The sequence below is a fragment of the Kitasatospora sp. NPDC001539 genome (assembly GCF_040298565.1).
Classification (GTDB): Bacteria; Actinomycetota; Actinomycetes; order Streptomycetales; family Streptomycetaceae; genus Kitasatospora.
In genome coordinates this window covers 17,805-37,792 of sequence record NZ_JBEPAK010000037.1, presented here as the reverse complement: position 1 = coordinate 37,792, position 19,988 = coordinate 17,805, and the positions used below count along the sequence as shown (strand labels likewise).

Genomic DNA, 19,988 nt, shown 5'->3' with positions numbered 1-19,988 from the left:
CCCGGGGTTGGGGGGTGGGCGGGTCCACCACCGCCGCGCGGGCCGCGGGGGCGCGGGCGCCGCCGCGGCGGGGCCCCCGGGCCGTGGCCGCCGCCGGGCTACGGGCGCTGCCGGCTCTCCCCGGCCCCCTCGTCGTAGGAGGAGGTGCCCTCGTCCAGCAGCGGCTCCTGGGTCCTCAGGTGCGCCGGGGCCAGTGCCCGCAGGGCGTGGTAGCCGGTGATGACGACCAGGGTGCCGAGCGCGATGCCGCTGAGGGTGAAGGTGTCGGTGAACTTCATCGTCACGTTGCCGATGCCGATGATGATGCCCGCGGCGGCCGGCACCAGGTTCAGCGGGTTGCGCAGGTCCACCCCGGACTTGATCCAGATCTGCGCGCCGAGCAGGCCGATCATGCCGTAGAGGATGACGGTGATGCCGCCCAGCACCCCGCCGGGGATCGCGGCTACCACGGCGCCGAACTTCGGGCACACCCCGAACAGCAGGGCGAAGCCGGCCGCGGCCCAGTAGGCGGCGGTGGAGTAGACGCGGGTGGCGGCCATCACGCCGATGTTCTCGGAGTACGTGGTGTTGGGCGGGCCGCCGAGCGCGGTGGAGAGCATGGAACCGATGCCGTCGGCCGAGATCGCGGTGCCCAGCTTGTCGTCCAGGTTGCTGCCCGTCATCTCGCCGACCGCCTTGACGTGCCCGGCGTTCTCGGCGACCAGCGCGATCACCACCGGCAGCGCCACCAGCACCGCGGACCACTGGAAGGAGGGGCCGTGGAAGGCGGGCAGGCCGATCCAGTCCGCCGTGCCGACGCCCGACAGGTCCAGGCGCCAGTGGTCGGTCAGGTGCCCGCCGGCGTCCACCGAGTGGATCTTCCCGAAGACCCGGTCGAAGACCCAGGAGATCCCGTACCCGAAGACCAGCCCCAGGAAGATCGCCACCCGTGACCAGAAGCCGCGCAGGCACACCACCGCGAGCCCGGTGAACAGCATCACCAGCAGCGCCGTCCACTGGTCCTGCGGCCAGTACGTCGAGGCGGTCACCGGGGCGAGGTTGAAGCCGATCAGCATGACGACGGCGCCGGTGACGATCGGCGGCATCACCGCGTGGATGATCCGCGCCCCGAAGTACTGCACCGCCACGCCCACCAGGAACAGCGCCGCCCCGACCACGAGCACCGCGCCGGTGACCGTCGCGCTGGTGCCGCCCTGGGCCCGGATCACCGCGGCGACCCCGACGAAGGACAGCGAGCAGCCGAGGTAGCTGGGCACCCGGCCGCGGGTGGCCAGCAGGAAGATCACGGTCGCGACGCCGGACATCATGATCGCCAGGTTGGGGTCCAGCCCCATCAGCACCGGCGCCACGAAGCTCGCGCCGAACATGGCCACCACGTGCTGGGCGCCGAGCCCTACCGTGCGGGGCCAGGAGAGCCGTTCGTCGGGGCGGACGACCGCCCCCGGCGCGGGCGTGCGCCCGTCACCGTGCAGCTTCCAGCGCACGCCGAGATCCATGGTGGGGTTTTCGCTTTCTGTGGAACGTCGAGCTCCGTACGACGCTGTACCGGGAGCAACTGTCCGCACCATTCTGGTGGCCGCCCGCCCTCGCGCGCGCATCCGGCCCCGCGCCTGACCTGCCCACTCGCCCCGACCGCTCGCCCGCCCCGCCGGTCCCCGCCCGCGCCCGCGCGTCGCGCCCGAGCGACACGCGGGCGCCGCCCCGCGCCGGTTACCGTGACCCGGACGGACGGACGGCGCCCCGCCGCGGGCACCGCGCACCCCGGCCGCGGCACCCGGCGCTGCCCGCCCGCCGCGGCCGGGACAGCGCGGCCCCGGCGCGGGAGAAGGGGAGGCGGGACGGTGGCGAAGAGCGGACGAGACGGGGAGCCGATGACCACGGCGCAGGGCCGCGGCCCGCGCAACCTCGCGCGGATCGCGCTGCTGTGCGCGCTGGCCGCGCTCGTCGTCCTCGCCTTCACCGGCCTGCACGGGCTGCTGGTGCTGCTCGCCGAGGCCCTCGCCCTGGTGCTGGTGGCCGTCGGCGGGTGGTGGGCGCTGTCCCACCGCGGGGTGGCCCGGTGGGCCGGCGCGGTGCTCGCGGTCGCCGGACCGCTCGGGGCGCTGGCGCTGGCGGTCGTCGCCGAGGTGCTGCTGCCGGTGACGCTGGCGCTCTTCCTGTGGCTGGCCGCCCTGGCCCTGGCCCGCTCCGCGCTGGCGGCGGCCCGCCCGCCCCGGCCGATGCCCGAGCGGGAGGCGCCGGCGCCCCGCCGACCGGTCCTGATCATGAACCCGAAGTCCGGCGGCGGGAAGGTCGGGCGCTTCCACCTGGTCCGCAGGGCCGAGGAGTTGGGCGCCCGGGTGATCCTGCTGGACACCTCCGTCCCGCAGGACGTGGGCGAGCTGGCCCGCCGGGCCGTCGCCGAGGGCGCCGACCTGCTCGGCGTGGCGGGCGGCGACGGCACCCAGGCGCTGGTCGCCGCCGTCGCGGCCGAGGCGGGCCTGCCGTTCCTGGTGGTCTCCGCCGGCACCCGCAACCACTTCGCGATGGACCTCGGCCTCGACCGCGACGACCCCTCCACCTGCCTGGACGCACTGCGCGACGGCGTCGAACTGCACGTGGACCTCGGCCTGGTGGGCGATCGCCCCTTCGTCAACACCGTCTCCTTCGGCGCCTACGCCGAGATCGTGCAGAGCCCCCAGTACCGCGACGCCAAGACCGCCACCGCCCTGGACACCCTCCCGGACCTGCTGCTCGGCGCGAACGGCCCGCACCTGAGCGCCGAGGCCGGCGACCACCGCCTCGACAACCCGCAGGCACTGCTGGTCAGCAACAACCCCTACGCCGCGCCCGACGCGATCAGCATGGGCCGCCGTCCGCGCCTGGACCGGGGCGTGCTCGGCGTCCTGGCCGTGCGCGTCGACGGCGCCGCCCAGGCCGCCGAACTGGCACTGCGCGGCGCCCGGGCCACCGGGCTGACGGTGGCGTCGGCGCGCCGGGTCACGGTGCGCGCCGACGCCCCCCGGATCGCGGTCGCCGTCGACGGCGAGGCGCTGATGCTGCCCACACCGGTCGTCTGCACCCTGGCCACCCGCTCCCTGCGGGTGCGCGTGCCGCGCCACCGCCCGGGCGCCGACCCGGCCCGCCAGGACCGCAGCCGCGCCCTGGAGTGGCGCACCGTGGTGCGCCTGGCCTTCCCCGCCGGCCGCACCACCACCCGCCCCCGGGCCTGAGCGCCCACCCCCCGAACCGCCGCCGCCGCAGCCGCCCTGCCCCGCCCCTGGCCCGGGACAGCCCCGGCCCCGGCACCCCCGGGCGTCAGCTGGCGTGAATGAATTCAGGACAAGGCATTCACGCCAGTTGACGTCTCGTCATGGCGTGCCCCAGGCTGGGCGGCGCCGGCCACACGCTCCACCCGACCGGCCGGTCCACGTCCACCGGAAGGGGTCCTCCTCGCATGCGCCGAACCTTCGCCGCCTTAGTCACCGCCCTGCTCGCCCTGGTGGGTGTCGCCGTCCTGCCGTCCGTCGCGCAGGCCGACACCCCCGGGAACTGCACCACCGGCCGCGGCGGCTGGATGGCCTCCGCCAGCTGCGGCAACGTGCCGGCCGGCACGGTGTGGCGGGCCGAGGTGGTCTGCTTCTACATCGTCCAGGGCCAGCCGGTCACGTACTGGGTCTACGGTTCCACCGTGGTCGGCGACGGCACGTCCACCGCCGTCTGCCGCCCGGGCGACATCGCCACCGACACCATCCGCCCGACCGTCATCGGCATGCAGGGCCAGCAGGGCCGCCTGGTCGGCTACGGCGGCAAGTGCGTGGACGTCGCGCACGGCAGCAGCAACGTCGCCACCCCGGTGCAGATCTACGACTGCAACGGCACCCCCGCCCAGTGGTGGACCCTGGGCCTGGACAACTCCGTGCGCGCCCTGGGCATGTGTCTCAACGTGGTGTGGGGCGCCGCCGACAGCCCCAACGGCACCAAGGTCGAGATCTACGACTGCGTCGGCTCCCCGGGCGAGAAGTGGGTCCCGCAGCCCGACGGCTCGCTGAAGAACGTCCTGACCGGCAAGTGCCTGGACGAGCTCGGCTTCAACACCGCCAACCGCACCCAGCTGGGCATCTGGGACTGCAACGGCCTGGCCAACCAGAAGTGGGTCCTCACCCCCTGACGGCCCCGCCGCCCCCGTGACCGCCGCCCGGCGGGTCCGGCCTCCGGGGAGGCCGGGCCCGCCGGCCGGTGTGAGAAGGGGCGGCACCCGCGCTCAGGTGCGGTGCGGTCCACCGCCGTCGCCGGCGCTCCACACCGCGCCCTCGGCGGGGGCCAGGGCGCCCTGGCCGGTGTGCGCGGCGTCCCTCGTGCGGGCGGTGGTGAAGACGCGCCGCCAGGGCCCGCCGGACGGCCGGGGCGGCAGGAGGTGGTCGAGCGGGACGGCTTGGTCGGTGAGGTTCAGGGTGACCAGCAGATCGCCGCCCGCGCCCGGCGGGGACCCGGGGCCGGGGGAGCGGGTGTAGGCGAGGACGCCGGGCGGGGAGTCGAGGAAGGCGAGGCCGGCGCCGTGCAGCGCGGCGCTGGCGCGGCGCAGGGCGAGCAGGTCACGGGTGAGGGACAGCAGCGAGGAGGGGTCCGCCTCCTGGTCGCGGACCGTGCCGCCCGGGGGAGTGGTGAGGGGCAGCCACGGCTCGACGCCCGTGAAGGTGAAGCCGCATGACGGCGAGTCGGGTGACCAGGGCATCGGTGAGCGCGCGTGGTCGCGGCTGAGGGCGGGGGTGCGCAGGCCCCAGGGGTCGCGGATGCGCTCGGGCGGGACGGCGGCGTCGGGCATGCCGAGTTCGTCGCCGTTGTAGAGGATCGCGGTGCCGGGCAGGGTGAGGAGCAGCAGCATCGCGTTGGCAGCCTGGGCGGGGCCGACACGGGAGGCGACGCGCGGGTCGTCGTGGCTGCCCATGACCCAGGTGACCACCGCCCCGGCGGGCACGGCGTCGAGGATCGCGCGGACGGTGGTGCGGATCGCCTCGGGGTGCCAGTCGGTGCCGAGCAGGCCGAAGTTGATGGGCAGGTTCAGCTCGTCGAGGTCGCGGCCGAAGTAGCGGCTCCAGGCGGGCCAGTCGTACTCGTGGACCTCGCCCAGGGCGATGCGCTCGCCCGGTTCGCCGTAGGAGTCGAGCAGGGCGCGCAGGTCGCGGTAGCGGGGGTGGAGGTCGGGGTGGCCCTGGTCGTGGAGGTGGAGCTGGCTGTCGAAGCCGCCCAGGTCCCGGTGGTGGGCCGACGTCCCGGTGGCGGCCGGCGGGTTGTCGCGCAGCAGCGGGTCCTTGGCGATGAGCGGGGCGCAGTCCACCCGGAAGCCGTCGACGCCGCGGTCGAGCCAGAACCGGGCCACGTCGAACATGGCCTCCTGGACGGCGGGGTTGCGCCAGTTCAGGTCGGGCATGGACGGCAGGAAGGAGTGGAGGTAGTACTGGCCGCCCGCCTCCTCCCGGGTCCAGGCGCTGTCGCCGAACAGGGTGATCCAGTTGTTCGGGGGGCCGCCGCCGGGGGAGGGGTCGCGCCAGACGTACCAGTCGCGCCGGGGGCCGGCCGGATCCGCGCGAGCGTCCCGGAACCACCGGTGGCGGTCCGAGGTGTGGTTGGGCACGTAGTCGATGAGGACGCGCAGGCCGTTTCCGTGGGCGGCGTCGAGGAGTTCGTCGAAGTCGGCGAGGCTGCCGAAGAGCGGGTCGACGGCGGTGTGGTCGCTGACGTCGTAGCCGAAGTCGGCCATCGGCGAGGCGAAGAACGGGGAGAGCCACAGCGCGTCCACGCCGAGGCGCGCGAGGTAGGGCAGGCGGCGGCGCACGCCGGGCAGGTCGCCCACGCCGTCGCCGTCGGTGTCGAGGAAGCTGCGGGGGTAGACGTGGTAGATGACGGCATCGTGCCACCAGAGACGTTCCATCACCGGTCCGTTGGTCGGTGGGCTCCTTCGGCGGGCCCCATCGGTGGACCCGGCCGGTCGGCCCCGTCGGCGGGCCGTCGGTGGGCCCCGCCCCGTCGGGCCCCGTCGGCGGGCGCCATGCGGTCGGTCGGTGGGCCCGCGCGGTCGGCGGGGGCGGCCGCCCGGGGGGCCGGGTCAGTACGACTGGGTCTCGCAGAGCCGCACCCAGTGCGTCGCGGCCACCCCGTAGGCCGGGTCCGGGCTGAGCGCGTCCTCGCGCCGGCAGGCCTCCACGTACTTGATGGCGTGCGGGTCCTCCGAGGCCAGGGCGCGTTCGGCGAGCGTGGCGTAGTCCTTGACCGCCTCGTACGGCTGGTGCTCGCGCCGCCCGGTGCCGTAGGCGCTGCGGATGGCGGCGCAGAAGCGCACCGCGGCGGCGACGCTGGGCCAGTGCAGCTCGGCGGGCAGGTGGGGCAGCACCAGGCGCACGGCGGCCGGGGTGGTGAGGGCGTGGACGAAGGCCATCGGCCGGTCGTGGTCGTCCGTCAGGTAGCTGGCGGCGGTGGTGCGGGTCAGGCGGCTGAGCGCCTGGCCCGGGTCGCCCTCGAGGCGCAGGGAGTCCACGGCGGGGGCGAAGTCCGGTTCGAGCCACAGGGCTTCGAGCCGGATGCGGAAGATCATGCCGTCGCCCTGGTCGCTGCGCAGCTTGGGCACCGCGGCCCAGGCCTGGGCGAGGTCGCGGGTGCGGGGGGTGGCCGGGTCCTGCGGGAGTTCCTGGTAGCGGGCGGCCCAGTAGCCCAGGCCCCGGGCGAGTTCCTCCAGCCGCCACGGGGTGTGCGCCTCGTCGAGCATCCGCACCGCGTGGCCGGTGCGGATGACGCCGTGGCCGCCGCCGGCGCTGAAGCCGGGCAGCAGGCGCGGCCACCAGCGGGCCAGCACGTCCGTCCAGGGGGCGTCGGCCAGTTCGCGGCGGAAGAACTCGGCCCAGTCGCCCATCAGGCGCATGTTGCCCAGCGCCGGGCGCCAGTTGTCCTCGGTGATGGTGTCGAGGTGGCCGTAGGTGTCCTGGTAGAGGAGCTTGCGGTAGGAGCTGACCCAGGCCGCGATCGCGTCCGCGTGCCCGAGCTGGGCGAGGGCCTCGGAGGCCATCGGGCCGTGGTTGCTGACCCCGGGGCCGAACTCGGGGCCCGTGTCGCCGAGGAACTCCAGTGCGCCGTCCAGTTCGTTCACCGTACCCCCTTGGTGGATTCCCCTCCATCGAAGGTGTTGTGACGACATTTCAGCAACACGGCGTCCACGGTTTGGCTCGATCGGTGTGCTGACCGGAGGCGGCGCCACCGGGCTCCACATCCGGATGTGAACCCTCCGCAAGGTCCGGATCATGCCGGGACCTGCGCGGGGGCTGAACCAGGGCCTCCGGTCCGTGGGGGAGCTTTCACGGCGGCCTTGATCGGCCTTCACCCCGAGCCCGCGGCGGCCGGTCGGGATCAGGACATGTCCGCCGCGATGTTGACGCTGGCATGTACCGGTAACTAGCGTCCTTCCTTGGCCCGGTCCACGGCGCCCGCCGCCGGCCTGCGCTCCGGTGACCCTCGCCGCACCGCGTTCCGCCCTCCCGCGTTCCCGCGTCGACCCTCCGGCCGGCGTCGAGCCCCCACCGCCCAGGCAGACAGCGCGACCGGCCGTCGCGCCCCGTTTGCCGCCCGCACCGCCCGAGCCGCCACTTCGGGCCGACCAGCACCACCTTGGCCCCATCACCCCGGCCCGACCCCACCGCAGCAGGCCGGACTCCGCGCACCAGGTCGATCCCACCGCGCCTCCACCCGGGCGCCTCGTCACGCCCGCCCGCGCGCCGCGACCGACCGCGCCACCGCGATCCAACGAGCCAAAGGGGACCCTCGTGATCAAGCACACCTCGCCGATCAGCGGCATCGACGCCCACGGCGACCTCGTCGTGACCGCCGGCTACGACAACCGCGTCATCCTGTGGGACGCCGCCACCCGCACGGCGATCGCCGAAGCCCGCCACGACCACCTCGCCAACCAGTGCCGCTTCTCCGCCTCCGGACGCATCGTGGTCACCTCCAGCAGCGACTACTCCGCCCGCCTGTGGTCCGTGCCGGACCTGCGCCTGATCACCGTCCTGACCGACCACAAGGACGACGTGGAGATGACCGTCGTCTCACCCGACGAGACCCGCGTCGCCACCGCCTCGCGCGACCACATCGCCCGCGTCTACGACCTGGACGGCCGCCTCCTGCACCGCCTGGAAGGCCACGAGGCGGACGTGCTGTCCGTCGAATGGGTGCGCGGCGGCGCCGAACTCGTCACCACCAGCGACGACGGCACCGTACGGCGCTGGAACCCCGACACCGGCGCCCTGCTCAGCACCATCGACCTCGGCGACATCGAGACGGACACCGTCGCCGTGCTGGGCCCCGACAGCTTCGCGCTCGGCAACGACGAGGGCGAACTCATCCTGATCGACCCCCGGGGCACCCGCCGCCACCACGTCCACGACGCCGGCATCAAGCGCCTCGCCTACGACGCCGACCACCACGTCCTGCTCAGCTCCAGCTACGACCGCACCGTGCGGCTGTGGCAGCTGGCCCCCGGCGCCGACCCCGCCCACCTGCTCACCAGCCAGGTGCCCGCCGACGTGTGGCTGCGCTCCTGCGCCAAACTCGACGACACCCGCTGGGTGTTCGGCACCTTCGGCTCCGGCTACGCCGTCTTCGACCGCAAGGACGGCAGCTGGGACCTCACCGGCGTCGAACCCACCCCCGGCCTCAACGCCGTCACCCGCACCGCCGCCGGCCGCTACACCGTCGGCGACAGCGGCACCGTGCGCCGCGACGGCCGCATCACCGCCGAACTCGGCAGCTGCTGCAACTTCGTCACCCCCATCGGCGCCACCGTCGTCAGCGGCGGCCAGCTCGGCACCGTCTTCGACGCCACCACCGGCGCCGCCCTGCACCAGCACCGCTCCCCGCTCAACTGCGCCGCCGTCCACCACGGCCCCGACGGCGACACCCTGATCATCGGCACCTACACCGGCGAGGTCCTCCTCCTGCGCGACGACACCGGCACCGGCCTCGCGCCGACCGGCACCCACCGCATCCACGACAACGCCATCAAGGGCATCGCCGTCCACGGCGACGTCCTGTTCAGCGTCTGCGCCACCGGCGCCGCCGCCTGGCACACGCTGCCCTCCCTGGAACCGATCGCCGCCGACGAACAGGCCCACGCCCGCATCGCCAACGGCGCCGCCGCCCTGCCCGACGGCCGCTTCGCCAGCGTCGGACGCGACCTGACCCTGCGGATCTGGAGCGCGGCCGGCGAACAGCAGGCCGCCGTGCCCACCCCGCACCGCAACAGCATCAAGTGCGTCGCCGTCGACCCCCTCACCGGCGCCATCGCCACCGGCGGCTACCACGGCCGCGTCGCCGTCTACGACCCGGACACCGCCACCTGGCTCACCGACCAGCGGCCCACCGTCGCCGGCATCTCCTCGCTCGCCCCCGCCGGCGCACCCGGCCGCTTCCTCGCCTCCTCCTACGACGGCCGGGTCTACGAGATCGACGCCGACACCACCGCCCGCTCCCAGCGGTAGGGGCGCGCCATGACCGCCACCGACGACACCACCACCGCCAACGGCGGCCCCGCCACCGCCGCCACCACGGCCCTTGACGGCCCCGCCACCGCCGCCGCCACCCCCGCCCAGGCGCCGACCGAGGCACCCCCCGGCGCCACCGTGCTGCGCCTGGCCAGCGCCCCCGTCCCCGTCGGCTCCACCCTGATGCAGCTGACCGTCTTCGGCCACATCGGCGCCGGCGGCCAGGAGGACACCGAGGAGGTCGTGACCCTGCGCACGATCGCCCCGCACAGCGAATCCGACGCCCCGCCCATCGTGCGCATCCACAGCGCCTGCTTCACCGGCGACGTCCTCGGCTCCGCCAAGTGCGACTGCGGCCCCCAACTGGCCGCCGCCGTCGAGGCCATCATCGCCTCGCGCAACGGCGTCCTGGTCTACATGCTGCGCCAGGAAGGACGCGGCATCGGCCTGGCCAACAAGATCCGCGCCTACGCCCTCCAGTCGGCCGGGCACGACACCATCAGCGCCAACCTCGCCCTGGGCCTGCCCGCCGAAGGACGCGACTTCACGATGGCCGCCGACTGCCTGCGCCAACTCGGCGTCACCGGGGTGCGGCTGATGACCAACAACCCCGAGAAGGTCGACCAGCTCACCGCCCAGGGCATCACGGTCAAGGACCGCGTCCCGCTCGGCGGCTTCCGCACCCCCTTCAACGAGGGCTACCTCGAGGTCAAGGACCAGCGGATGGGCCACCTCGGCGCCCTCGGCCTGCCCCACCACCCCCTACCCGCCCCCGCCCGGGGGGCCCGGTGACACCCCACCGCACCCAGCCGCCCCCACCCCCGCAGGCCTTCTCACCCGAGGAACGGGCCGCGATGCGCCGCGCCCTGGCCCTGGCCCGCCGCGGCCTCGGCCGCACCTCGCCCAACCCCGTCGTCGGCGCCGTGATCCTCGACCGAGGGGGCCGCGAGGCCGGCCACGGCTGGCACCAGCAGGCCGGCGGAGCGCACGCCGAGATCCACGCCCTGCGCGCCGCCGGCCCCCGGGCCGCCGGCGGCACCGCCGTGGTCACCCTGGAACCGTGCAGCCGCCAGGGCCGCACCGGACCCTGCACCCGCGCCCTGCTCCAGGCCGGCATCCGGCACGTCGTCTACGCCGTCGCCGACCCCACCCTCGCCGGCGAGGGCGCCGAACGACTGCGCGAGGCCGGCCTCGACGTACGCGCCGGCCTCCTGGCGGAGCGCGCCGCCGAGGACAACCACGCCTGGCTGACCGCAGCCCTGCACCACCGCCCCCACGTCACCCTCAAACTCGCCACCACCCTCGACGGGCGCATCGCCGCCCGCGACGGCACCAGCCGCTGGATCACCGGCCCACCCGCCCGCCGCGACACCCACCTGCTGCGCACCAGGGTCGACGCCGTCGCCGTCGGCAGCGCCACCGTCCTCGCCGACGACCCCCGCCTCACCGCCCGCGACCCGGCCGGCCGCACCCGCCGCCGCCAGCCCGTGCGCATCGTCTTCGACCGCCGGCTGCGCACCCCGCCCACCTGCCGCCTGGCCACCGACACCGCCGCCCCCACCTGGATCGTCACCACCCACGCACCGCCCCGCCGGGCGCCGCGCACCGCACCCGGCGCGTGCGAGCTGATCACCACCGAAGCCGGGCCGGGCTTCCTGCCCGCCGCCCTGACCGAACTCCACCGCCGCGGCATCCGCTCCCTGCTCGTCGAGGGCGGCGCCACCCTGGCCGGCGCCCTGCTCGCCGACCACCTCGTGGACCGCCTCGTCTGGTACAGCGCGCCCCGGCTGCTCGGAGCGGACGGCGCGCCCGCGGTGCGCGGACTCGACGTCCCCACCTGCGCCCAGGCCCCCGGCTTCCGCGTCGTCGGCGCCCGCCGGATCGGCGAGGACGTGCGCGTCGTACTCGAGCCGCAGCCCAAGGAGAGCCCGTGACCTCCCACATCGCGCACCACAACCTGGTCGACGCCGACATCAACGCCCTCACCGACCGCGCCGCCATGGGCCTGCCCGAGGGATACGTCGAACCCCGCGCCGAGCGCCTGGAGTTCTTCACCCACGTCGGCGCGCACGACACCACCCGCCTCGCCGCCACCGCCGAGGACCCCGCCCTGCCGCTCGAACACCGCCTCGCCGCCGCCACCGTCCTCGCCCTCGCCGGCGACCCCCGCATCCGCTGGGACGACCCCGCCATGACGGACGTGCCCGCCGGCCGCGCCCTGATCGGCACCCCGGACCACGACGTCGACGAACTCCACCGCGACGCCCAGCAGTTCGGCGTCCAACGCGCCTGGGTCCAGAAGGAGTGCCCGCGCCACCCGGTCGACCTGCCCGCCTTCCGGATCGCCCGCTACCCGGTCACCAACGCCGAGTACGCCGTCTTCCTCAAGAGCACCGGCCACCCCGAACTGCCCAGCAACTGGAGCTACGGACGCTTCGCCCCGGCCGCCGCCAACCACCCCGTGCACACCGTCACCGCCGCGTCCGCCGACGCCTACGCCGCCTGGCTCGCCCACCGGACCGGCCGCCGCTTCCGCCTGCCCACCGAACAGGAATGGGAGTACGCCGCCGGCGGACCCGAAGGCCCCCGCTACCCGTGGGGCGACACCTGGCGCACCGACGCCGCCAACACCCTGGAATCCGGACTGCTGATGACCAGCCCCGTCGGCGTCCACCCGCACGGCCGCGCCTGGTGCGGCGCCCTGGACATGGCCGGCAACGTCGAGGAGTACACCAGCAGCACCTACCGCCCCTACCCCGGCGGCCAGTTGGTCCAGGACGACCTCTACCTGAGGATGGGGGAGTACCGCATCGCCCGCGGCGGCGCCTTCAACCGCTTCCGCGACCTCGCCCGCTGCCAGCGCCGCCACGGCCCCTACCCCCGCTCGCTGTACGCGATGGGATTCCGCCTGGCCGAGGACCACCCCACCGGCCGGAAGGACTGAGCCCGGTGCGCATCGTCCACCTCCACTGGACCGGCCCGCCGGTCACCGGCGGCGTCGAGACCCACCTCCACGCCCTCATCGGCCAACTCGCCGACCAGCCCTGCGAGGCGACGGCGATCGTCGGCACCCCCGACGCCCCGGGCTGCGCCCACCACCCGGCCCTGGACATCGCCCACCCCGCCACCGCGGAGCTGACCGCCGACCTCGCCGAGCGCCTCGCCGACGCCGACATCGTGCACTGGCACAACCCCCAGTGGCACAAACCCGACGTCGTCACCGCCGTCGTCGACCGGCTGCGCCACCGCGCCCGGCCCACCCGCTTCGTCTTCGACCTGCACAACATCGACGACGACCCCGCCCAGTGGGCCTTCCTCGCCACCCTGCCCGGCACCATCGCCACCCACTCCCCGTTCGTGGCCGGCGAGGTCCACCGCGCCCTGCCCGCCGCGCCCACCCACACCCTGCCCCTGGCCCTGCCCCTGGACGAGGAACCCTTCCCGCTGCCCGGCACCGACGGCCCCACCGTCCTGCAGCCCAGCCGCATGACCCGCTGGAAGGGCTCCCACCTCAGCCTGGAAGCCGCCCTCACCCTCCTCGACGACGGCAGCGACCTGCACTTCGTCCACGCCGGCACCCGCCACCTGATCTGGCCCCCCGGCATCCCCGACACCCTCCTGCACCGCGCCCGGACCTGGCGCGACAAGGGCCGCGTCCACTTCACCCACTACACCCCGGCCCAGAGCTGGTCCGCCATCCGCGCCGCCGACGTCATCGTCCACCCGACGATCGACCGCGGCACCCACGGCGAACCCTTCTCCCTCGCCGTCGCCCAGGCCGTCATCTGCCACCGCCGCATCATCGCCAGCGACTCCGGCAACCTGCCGGCCCTGCTGGCCGGCTACTCCGCCGCCGCCATCGTGCCCGCCGGCGACACCCGCGCCCTGACCGACGCACTGCGCCACGCCCTCACCCAGGACGCCCCCGCCCCGACCCCCGACGACCTGGCCCTCGCCGCGCACCTGCGGCACTCCTTCGCCACCGCCGGGCGCCACCACCTCGCCCTCTACCGCACCCTCACCACCACCTGAACCGGAGGCCCCCGTGCCCACCCCCATCATCCTGGACTGCGACCCCGGCCACGACGACGCCATGGCCATCCTGCTGGCCGTCGGCGACCCCCGCGTCGACCTCAAGGCCGTCACCACCAGCGCCGGAAACCAGACCGTCGCCAAGACCGCCCTCAACGCCCGCCGCATGTGCTCCCTCGCCAAGGCCTTCGACGTCCCCGTCGCCGCCGGCTACCCCAAGCCCCTCACCGGCACCCTGCTGATCGGCGACGACGTCCACGGCGAAACCGGCCTGGACGGCTGGGACTTCCCCGAACCCGAGGTCCCCCTCCACCCCGACCACGCCGTCGACCTCATCCACCACACCCTCGCCGACAGCCCCGAACCCGTCACCCTCGTCGTCACCGGCCCCCAGACCAACATCGCCGGCCTCTTCGCCCGCCACCCCGAGGACAAGGCGAGGATCAAGGAGATCGTCTGCATGGGCGGCGCCACCCACCGCGGCAACACCCAGCCCTACGCCGAGTACAACATCCTCGTCGACCCCGAAGCCGCCCACGAAGTCCTCCACAGCGGCGTCCCCCTCACCTACTGCGGCCTCAACGTCACCCACCAGGCCCCCGTCACCGCCGAGGTCATGCAGCGCATCCTCGACATCGGCACCCACATCAGCAAGGTCTCCGCCTCCCTGCTGGGCTTCCGCTCCAGCACCTACGACCAGATCTGGGACCTGCCCGACGCCCCGCTGCACGACCCCGTCGCCATCGCCCGCGTCCTGGACCCCACCCTCGTCGAATGCGTCGACGCCCCCGTCGCCATCGAACTGCGCGGGGAGTACACCCGCGGCGCCACCGTGATCGACCTGTACGGTGTCACCGGACGCACCCCCAACGCCAAGGTGGCCACCCACCTGGACACCGAGCGGTTCTGGGACGTCTTCATGAAGGCGCTCACCGCTCTGGGCTGACACCACGACACCCCGACGGAGGCCGACCCGCCGTGCACGCTCCTGCCCACCCGACCCCCGGGCCCCGCCTGCTCACCGCACTCGCCGGAGCCCAACTGCTCGTGGCGCTCGACTTCTCCATCATCTACGTCGCGCTCCCCGACATCGGGGCGAGCCTGCACTTCTCCACCATCGCCCTGCAGTGGATCGTCAGCGCCTACGCCATCTTCTTCGCCGGCTGCCTGTTACTGGGCGGCCAGCTCGCCGACGCCTTCGGCCCCGGCCGGATCTTCCTCGCCGCCCAACTCCTCTTCGCCGCCTCCTCCGCCGGCGCCGCCCTGTCCGACTCCGCCGCCCCGCTCATCGCCGCCCGCCTCGGACAGGGCGTCGCCGCCGCCCTCCTCGTGCCCGCCACCCTCGGCCTGCTCAGCACCGCCTACCCGGCCGGCCCCGCCCGCGACCGCGCCGTCAGCATCTGGGGCACCACCGGCGCCGTCGGCCTCGCCCTCGGCGTCACCGCCGGCGGCGCCATCCTCGCCACCGCCTCCTGGCCCTGGATCTTCTGGATCAACCTGCCCATCACCGCCGTGTGCCTGCTCGCCGCCGGCCGCGCCCTCACCCCCGCCAAGAGCCCCACCCGCACCCCCGTCGCCACCTCGGCCACCCTCGCCGCCTGCACCACCGTCGTCGCCGTCGTCCTGGCCTTCACCGAACTCTCCCGCAGCCACCCCTCCACCCCCCTCCTGGCCACCGCCCTCGCCGTCGCCCTCACCGCCGCCACCCTGCTCGCCCACAGCCAGCGCCGCCGCCGCCCCCTCGTGCCCGCCTCCCTGCTGCGCGTGCGCACCCTCCAAGTCGCCTGCGCCACGGCCGCGCTGTACATGGCCAGCTTCGGCGCCGAGTTCTACCTCGTCACCCTCTACCTCCAGGACGTACGCGACTACAGCGCCCTGGCCGCCGGCACCGCCTTCCTCCCGCTGGCCGCCACCATCGTCGTCGGCAACACCGCCGCCGGCCGCCTGGCCGGGCGCATCCCACTGCGCCGCCTGCTCGCCGCGGCCTTCCTCACCGGCGCCGCCGGACTCGCCGTCCTGGCCGCCGCCGTCGGCCTGCACAGCGGCTACGCCACCGGCGTCCTGCCCGGCCTGCTGCTCAGCGGCCTCGGCCAGGGCATGGCCTTCACCGGCATGTTCATCACCGGCACCCGCGACCTGCCACCGCAGAGCAACAGCACCGGCAGCGCCCTGATCACCACCGCCCAGTACACCGGCGGATCCGTGGGCCTGGCCGTCCTGGTCCTGCTGCACGGCGAACACCCCGCCACCGCCGACTTCACCCGCACCTTCCTCGTCACCGCCGCCATCGCCACCGCCGCCGCACCCCTGGCCCTCGCCCTCCTCGCGCGCGACACCCAGGCACCCGCCACCGACCAGCACCCCACCACCCCCTCGACCACCCGGGCCGGAGGACAGCCGTGAACCGCTCCCACCTGCTCAACCGAGCCGACCTGCCCACCGAGACACGCGATGCCGTGGCCGGCTTCGAAAAGCACTACGACACCTACTTCGGCCACCTGGTGCACTTCAGCGCCCCCACCCTGGCCGCCCTGCACCGCAGCGGCCCCCTGCCCGACACCGTCCGCGTCGCCTCCACCCACCACCCGGCCATCGCCGACGCCATGGCCACCATCGCCGAGATCGCCAACCTCCCCGCCCCCCGACCCGCCGACCGCACCCGCTACCTACGGGCCCTGCTCGACATCTACGCCCACCTGCCCGTCCAGGCCGCCCAACGCGCCGCCGAACCCGGCACCGCCGTCATCGCCCCCGAACGCGAGGGCCGCATCCTCGCCGACCACCTCGGCATCACCGACCAGCACCGCCGCTGGACCCCCCAGGCCAAACGCATCCCCCTCGCCGACGGACTGGTCGTCGGCGTCGACGAATGGCTGCCCTCCCGAGCCGAGCGCGTCGTCATCGTCGACGGCGTCGTCGCCAGCGGCGTCACCCTGATGGCCATGATGCAGCTCGCCCTGCGCCCCGGCGCCACCGTCGACGTCTTCACCTGCCACTCCACCCACCAGGGCGCCCTCGCCCTGGGCCGCCACGCCGAACACCTCGGCCTGCACCTGACCCTCCACGTCGGCCACATATCCGGCGTCCTCAACCACAAGTACTACGCCGTCAGCCCCGACGACGACGCCCACCTCGTCCTCGGCGACGTCGGCGACACCATCGCCCCCGTCGCCACCGTCCCACCCCAGGGCACCCGCCCGTGACCCCCACCGGCCGCCCCCGCACCCCCCGAGCCGCCCGCAGCCCCGCACCCCCCGCCCCCGCCGGCCCCACCACCCTCGACCGCTACTTCCACCTCACCGCCCGCGGCACCACCTGGCCCCGCGAGATCCTCGCCGGCACCTCCACCTTCCTCGCCCTGTCCTACATCGTCATCGTCAACCCCGCCGTCCTCAGCCAGGCCGGCATCCCCCGCACCGCCGCCTTCCTCGCCACCGCCGCCGTCGGCGGCCTCGCCACCATCACCATGGGCCTGTGGGCCCGCCTGCCCCTCGCCGTCGCACCCGGCATGGAGATGAACTCCGTCATCGCCTTCTCCGTCGTCGGCACCCTCGCCCACACCTGGCCCCAAGCCCTCGGCATGGTCTTCTGGTCCGGCGTCGCCATGCTCACCGTCTCCCTGCTGCGCGTGCGCGAAGCCGTCATCGACGCCATCCCCGCCGAACTGCGCACCGCCCTCACCGCCGCCGTCGCCGTCTTCATCGCCCTGATCGGCCTGCAGATCGCCCACATCCTGCACACCTCCCACGGACACCCCACCGGCACCGGCGACTGGACCGCCACCCCCGCCCTCGCCCTCTACACCGGCCTGGCCACCGCCCTGCTCCTGGACCGCCACGGCCCCAAGGCCGCCGCCGTCCCGGCCGCCATCCTCACCGCCACCGCCGTCTGCGCCACCGGCGGCATCGCCACCACGAACCCCGGCCACCACCTCGACGGCGCCGGCGCCGCCCTCCTCCACCTCGACCTGACCGTCATCGCCGACCCCGGCACCTGGGGCGTCATCCTGGTCCTCTTCGCCCTCGACTTCTTCGGCAGCATCGCCAAGGTCGTCGGCCTCACCGCCCACACCCCGCTGCAGGACCGCACCGGAAAAGTCCCCGGCATGCGCCAGGCCCTGCTGATCGACGCCGGCGCCACCATCGCCGCCGCCACCACCGGCTCCTCCAGCTTCGTCGCCTTCGTCGAGAGCGCCGTCGGCATCCGCGCCGGCGCCCGCAGCGGCCTCGCCGCCGTCACCACCGGCCTCCTGCTGCTCCTGTGCCTCTTCTTCGCCCCCGCCCTCGCCCACATCCCCGTCGAAGCCACCACCGGCGCCCTGGTCTTCGTCGCGATCAAAATGCTCACCGCACTGCGCCCCACCCGCGGCGACCGCCTCACCCCGGCCGCCACCGCCGTCGCCGCCGCCGTCACCATCGCCACCCTGGCCATCGACCAGGCCATGGCCGCCGCCTTCGCCACCAGCGCCCTGCTGCGCGCCGCGGGCCGAAAACCCCTCCACCCGGCACTGTGGGCCACCACCCTGGTCCTGGCCGCCAGTATCCTCCTGCAGTACCTCCAGTTCTGACGCACCATCACCACCAGCCCCAGGGAGGCACCGTGCCCCACGACGACACCCCGGCCTTCGCCGTATCCGTACCCCAGCCCGAGGGCACCCCCGAACGGCTGCGCCGCCAGATCGAGTTCATCATCGAGGTCGACCAGCTCAAGAACGTCTTCCGGCGCAGCCCGCTGCTGGCCGCCGACCGGCGCGAGAACGACGCCGAACACTCCTGGCACCTCGCCCTGATGACCCTGGTCCTCGCCGAGTACGCGGACGAGCCGGTCGACCCGGTCAAGGCCCTCGCCATGGTCATCCTCCACGACCTGGTCGAGATCTACGCCGGCGACACCTTCCTCTACGACACCGCGGCCGCCGCCGACCAGGAGGAACGCGAACGCCGCGCCGCCGACAAGCTCTTCGCCATCCTCCCCGACGACCAGCGCGACCGCTTCCGCGCCATCTGGGACGAGTTCGAGGAACGCACCAGCGCCGAAGCCCGCTTCGCCAAGGCCATGGACCGCCTCCAGCCGCTGCTGCTCAACTACGGCAACAAGGGCGGCACCTGGCGCACCCCCGGCGTCACCGACGCCGACGTGCGCGCCCGCAAGTCCGTCATCGGCGACTCCTCCGCCGACCTGTGGGCCTACGCCCAGACCCTGATCCGCACCGGCGCCGACAACGGCTGGGTTCCGCGCGCCGACGAGCCCCCCGCGCCGTGACCGCGCTCGCCCTGTTCGACCTCGACGGCACCCTGCTCGACACCGCCTCCACCGTCGTCGACACCGCCGCCGCCACCCTCACCGCCCTCGGCGTCCACGGCACCACCCCCCGGGCGATCCGCGCCACCATCGGCCGCCCCCTGGCCGAGGCCTTCGCGCACCTGCTCGACGCACCCGCCGACTCCCGGGCCGTCACCGCCGCCGTGCGCGGCTACCTGGCGCTCTACCGCGAACAGGTGGTGCCCCGGGCCCCCGCGCTGCTCTACCCCGGAGTCGCGCGGGGCCTGGCCCGCCTGCGCTCCCACGGCCTCACCCTCGCGGTGGCCACCAACATGCTCACCGCCAGCGCCGAGACCCTGCTGACCGCGGCCGGGGTGCGCGAGCACTTCGCCCTGGTCGTCGGTGCCGACGCCGTGGCCCGCCCCAAACCCGCCCCCGACGCCGGCCTGCTGATCACCACCGGCCTCGGCCACCGCCCCGCCGACGCGGTCATGGTCGGCGACACCGTCAACGACCTCCACATGGCCACCGCCGCCGGCATGCCCTCCATCGCCGTCACCTACGGCCACCACCGCGCATCCCGCCTGCGCGCCGCCGCCCCCACCTGGCTCGCCCCCACCTTCCCCGCCGCCGTCGCCCGCATCCTCGCCCCCACCGGCTGAACGCGGGGCTCAGGCCTGGAACGGCCCCTCGTCGACGAAGCGCCGCAGCAGCCGGGCGAAGGCCCGGGCGTCCGCCGCCGGCCAGGAGGCGAGCGAGCCCTCGATGCGGTCCGCCAGACGCTCCCGGGTCGCCCGCACCACCTCCTGCCCGGCCCCGGTGAGGACGAGCAGGGTCGCCCGCCGGTCGCCCGGGTCGGCCTCGCGCCGCAGCAGCCCGGCCTCCTCCAGCCGGTCGGCGCGGCGGGTCACCGTGGTGCGGTCCAGCCCGACCTCGCGGCCGAGGTCGGCGGCGCTGCACGCCCCCGTGCGCGCCAGGCCGCTGAGCACCGGGTAGGTGAGGTCGTCGACGGCCTCGCCCAGGCCGTCGGTCAGCTGGGCGTGCAGGCCCGCCCGGGTGCTGCGGCGCAGCAGCAGCCCCAGGGCCTCGGCGATCTCATGTCCCGTCGCAGTGGTCACCCCACCAGATTAGCGTGCGCGGAACACGCTTCCCCCGGCCCGGGCGGTGCGTGCCCGAAGCACCCGGAGG

The 19,988-nt window shown here is 74.7% G+C and carries 17 protein-coding genes; 13 read left to right on the top strand and 4 right to left on the bottom strand.

What is annotated here, in order from left to right:
- Nucleotides 1-98: 98 nt before the first annotated feature.
- On the bottom strand, nucleotides 99-1,496 hold the full coding sequence (locus ABT247_RS09335; RefSeq protein WP_350740475.1) for a uracil-xanthine permease family protein: 1,398 nt from the start codon (nucleotides 1,494-1,496) through the stop codon (nucleotides 99-101).
- Nucleotides 1,497-1,871: 375 nt separating this feature from the next.
- Between ABT247_RS09335 and ABT247_RS09330 the strand changes: the two genes are divergently transcribed.
- A complete protein-coding gene (locus ABT247_RS09330; protein ID WP_350740472.1) occupies nucleotides 1,872-3,212 on the top strand; it encodes a diacylglycerol/lipid kinase family protein in 1,341 nt (446 codons plus the stop codon).
- A gap of 224 nt (nucleotides 3,213-3,436) precedes the next feature.
- The gene (locus tag ABT247_RS09325; RefSeq protein ID WP_350740469.1) at nucleotides 3,437-4,150 is read left to right on the top strand and encodes a ricin-type beta-trefoil lectin domain protein; all 714 of its coding nucleotides are present in this window, start codon (nucleotides 3,437-3,439) and stop codon (nucleotides 4,148-4,150) included.
- Nucleotides 4,151-4,243: 93 nt separating this feature from the next.
- Here ABT247_RS09325 and ABT247_RS09320 read toward each other — a convergent pair whose 3' ends face one another.
- Both ABT247_RS09320 and ABT247_RS09315 read right to left on the bottom strand, forming a co-directional pair.
- Nucleotides 4,244-5,911 (bottom strand): alpha-amylase family glycosyl hydrolase, encoded by a 1,668-nt coding sequence (locus ABT247_RS09320; RefSeq protein WP_350740466.1) that lies wholly within the window; start codon nucleotides 5,909-5,911, stop codon nucleotides 4,244-4,246.
- 174 nt (nucleotides 5,912-6,085) lie between these two features.
- The gene (locus ABT247_RS09315; protein WP_350740463.1) at nucleotides 6,086-7,120 is read right to left on the bottom strand and encodes a questin oxidase family protein; all 1,035 of its coding nucleotides are present in this window, start codon (nucleotides 7,118-7,120) and stop codon (nucleotides 6,086-6,088) included.
- A 670-nt stretch (nucleotides 7,121-7,790) separates the two neighbouring features.
- Here ABT247_RS09315 and ABT247_RS09310 point away from each other — a divergent pair.
- The 11 genes from ABT247_RS09310 to ABT247_RS09260 are packed head-to-tail and all read left to right on the top strand — an operon-like array spanning nucleotide 7,791 to nucleotide 19,462.
- Nucleotides 7,791-9,503 carry a WD40 repeat domain-containing protein gene (locus ABT247_RS09310; RefSeq protein WP_350740459.1) on the top strand — a complete coding sequence of 571 codons (1,713 nt, stop codon included), beginning with the start codon at nucleotides 7,791-7,793 and terminating at the stop codon, nucleotides 9,501-9,503.
- 9 nt (nucleotides 9,504-9,512) lie between these two features.
- Nucleotides 9,513-10,298, top strand: a complete 786-nt coding sequence (gene ribA, locus ABT247_RS09305; protein ID WP_502892416.1) for a GTP cyclohydrolase II RibA — start codon at nucleotides 9,513-9,515, stop codon at nucleotides 10,296-10,298.
- Entirely contained in the window at nucleotides 10,295-11,440 is a 1,146-nt protein-coding gene (ribD, locus tag ABT247_RS09300) for a bifunctional diaminohydroxyphosphoribosylaminopyrimidine deaminase/5-amino-6-(5-phosphoribosylamino)uracil reductase RibD (protein ID WP_350740456.1), read from the top strand. Before ribA ends, ribD begins: the two co-directional genes overlap by 4 nt.
- Nucleotides 11,437-12,450: a formylglycine-generating enzyme family protein gene (locus ABT247_RS09295; RefSeq protein ID WP_350740453.1), complete on the top strand. Its 1,014-nt coding sequence runs from the start codon at nucleotides 11,437-11,439 to the stop codon at nucleotides 12,448-12,450. The genes ribD and ABT247_RS09295 overlap by 4 nt, the downstream gene beginning before the upstream one ends.
- A gap of 5 nt (nucleotides 12,451-12,455) precedes the next feature.
- Nucleotides 12,456-13,538: a glycosyltransferase family 4 protein gene (locus ABT247_RS09290; RefSeq protein ID WP_350740450.1), complete on the top strand. Its 1,083-nt coding sequence runs from the start codon at nucleotides 12,456-12,458 to the stop codon at nucleotides 13,536-13,538.
- A gap of 13 nt (nucleotides 13,539-13,551) precedes the next feature.
- Nucleotides 13,552-14,484 carry a nucleoside hydrolase gene (locus ABT247_RS09285; protein WP_350740448.1) on the top strand — a complete coding sequence of 311 codons (933 nt, stop codon included), beginning with the start codon at nucleotides 13,552-13,554 and terminating at the stop codon, nucleotides 14,482-14,484.
- A gap of 32 nt (nucleotides 14,485-14,516) precedes the next feature.
- Complete coding sequence (locus ABT247_RS09280) at nucleotides 14,517-15,941, top strand: MFS transporter (protein WP_350740445.1); 1,425 nt, start codon at nucleotides 14,517-14,519, stop codon at nucleotides 15,939-15,941.
- The gene (locus tag ABT247_RS09275) at nucleotides 15,938-16,741 is read left to right on the top strand and encodes a hypothetical protein (RefSeq protein ID WP_350740442.1); all 804 of its coding nucleotides are present in this window, start codon (nucleotides 15,938-15,940) and stop codon (nucleotides 16,739-16,741) included. Before ABT247_RS09280 ends, ABT247_RS09275 begins: the two co-directional genes overlap by 4 nt.
- Entirely contained in the window at nucleotides 16,738-18,105 is a 1,368-nt protein-coding gene (locus ABT247_RS09270; RefSeq protein WP_350740439.1) for a solute carrier family 23 protein, read from the top strand. Before ABT247_RS09275 ends, ABT247_RS09270 begins: the two co-directional genes overlap by 4 nt.
- A gap of 32 nt (nucleotides 18,106-18,137) precedes the next feature.
- Nucleotides 18,138-18,800 (top strand): HD domain-containing protein, encoded by a 663-nt coding sequence (locus ABT247_RS09265; protein ID WP_350740436.1) that lies wholly within the window; start codon nucleotides 18,138-18,140, stop codon nucleotides 18,798-18,800.
- Nucleotides 18,797-19,462, top strand: a complete 666-nt coding sequence (locus tag ABT247_RS09260) for an HAD family hydrolase (RefSeq protein WP_350740433.1) — start codon at nucleotides 18,797-18,799, stop codon at nucleotides 19,460-19,462. The genes ABT247_RS09265 and ABT247_RS09260 overlap by 4 nt, the downstream gene beginning before the upstream one ends.
- A gap of 9 nt (nucleotides 19,463-19,471) precedes the next feature.
- Here the strand turns inward: ABT247_RS09260 and ABT247_RS09255 are convergent, their stop codons facing one another.
- A complete protein-coding gene (locus tag ABT247_RS09255; protein WP_350740430.1) occupies nucleotides 19,472-19,918 on the bottom strand; it encodes a MarR family winged helix-turn-helix transcriptional regulator in 447 nt (148 codons plus the stop codon).
- Between the last annotated feature and the right edge of the window lie 70 nt (nucleotides 19,919-19,988).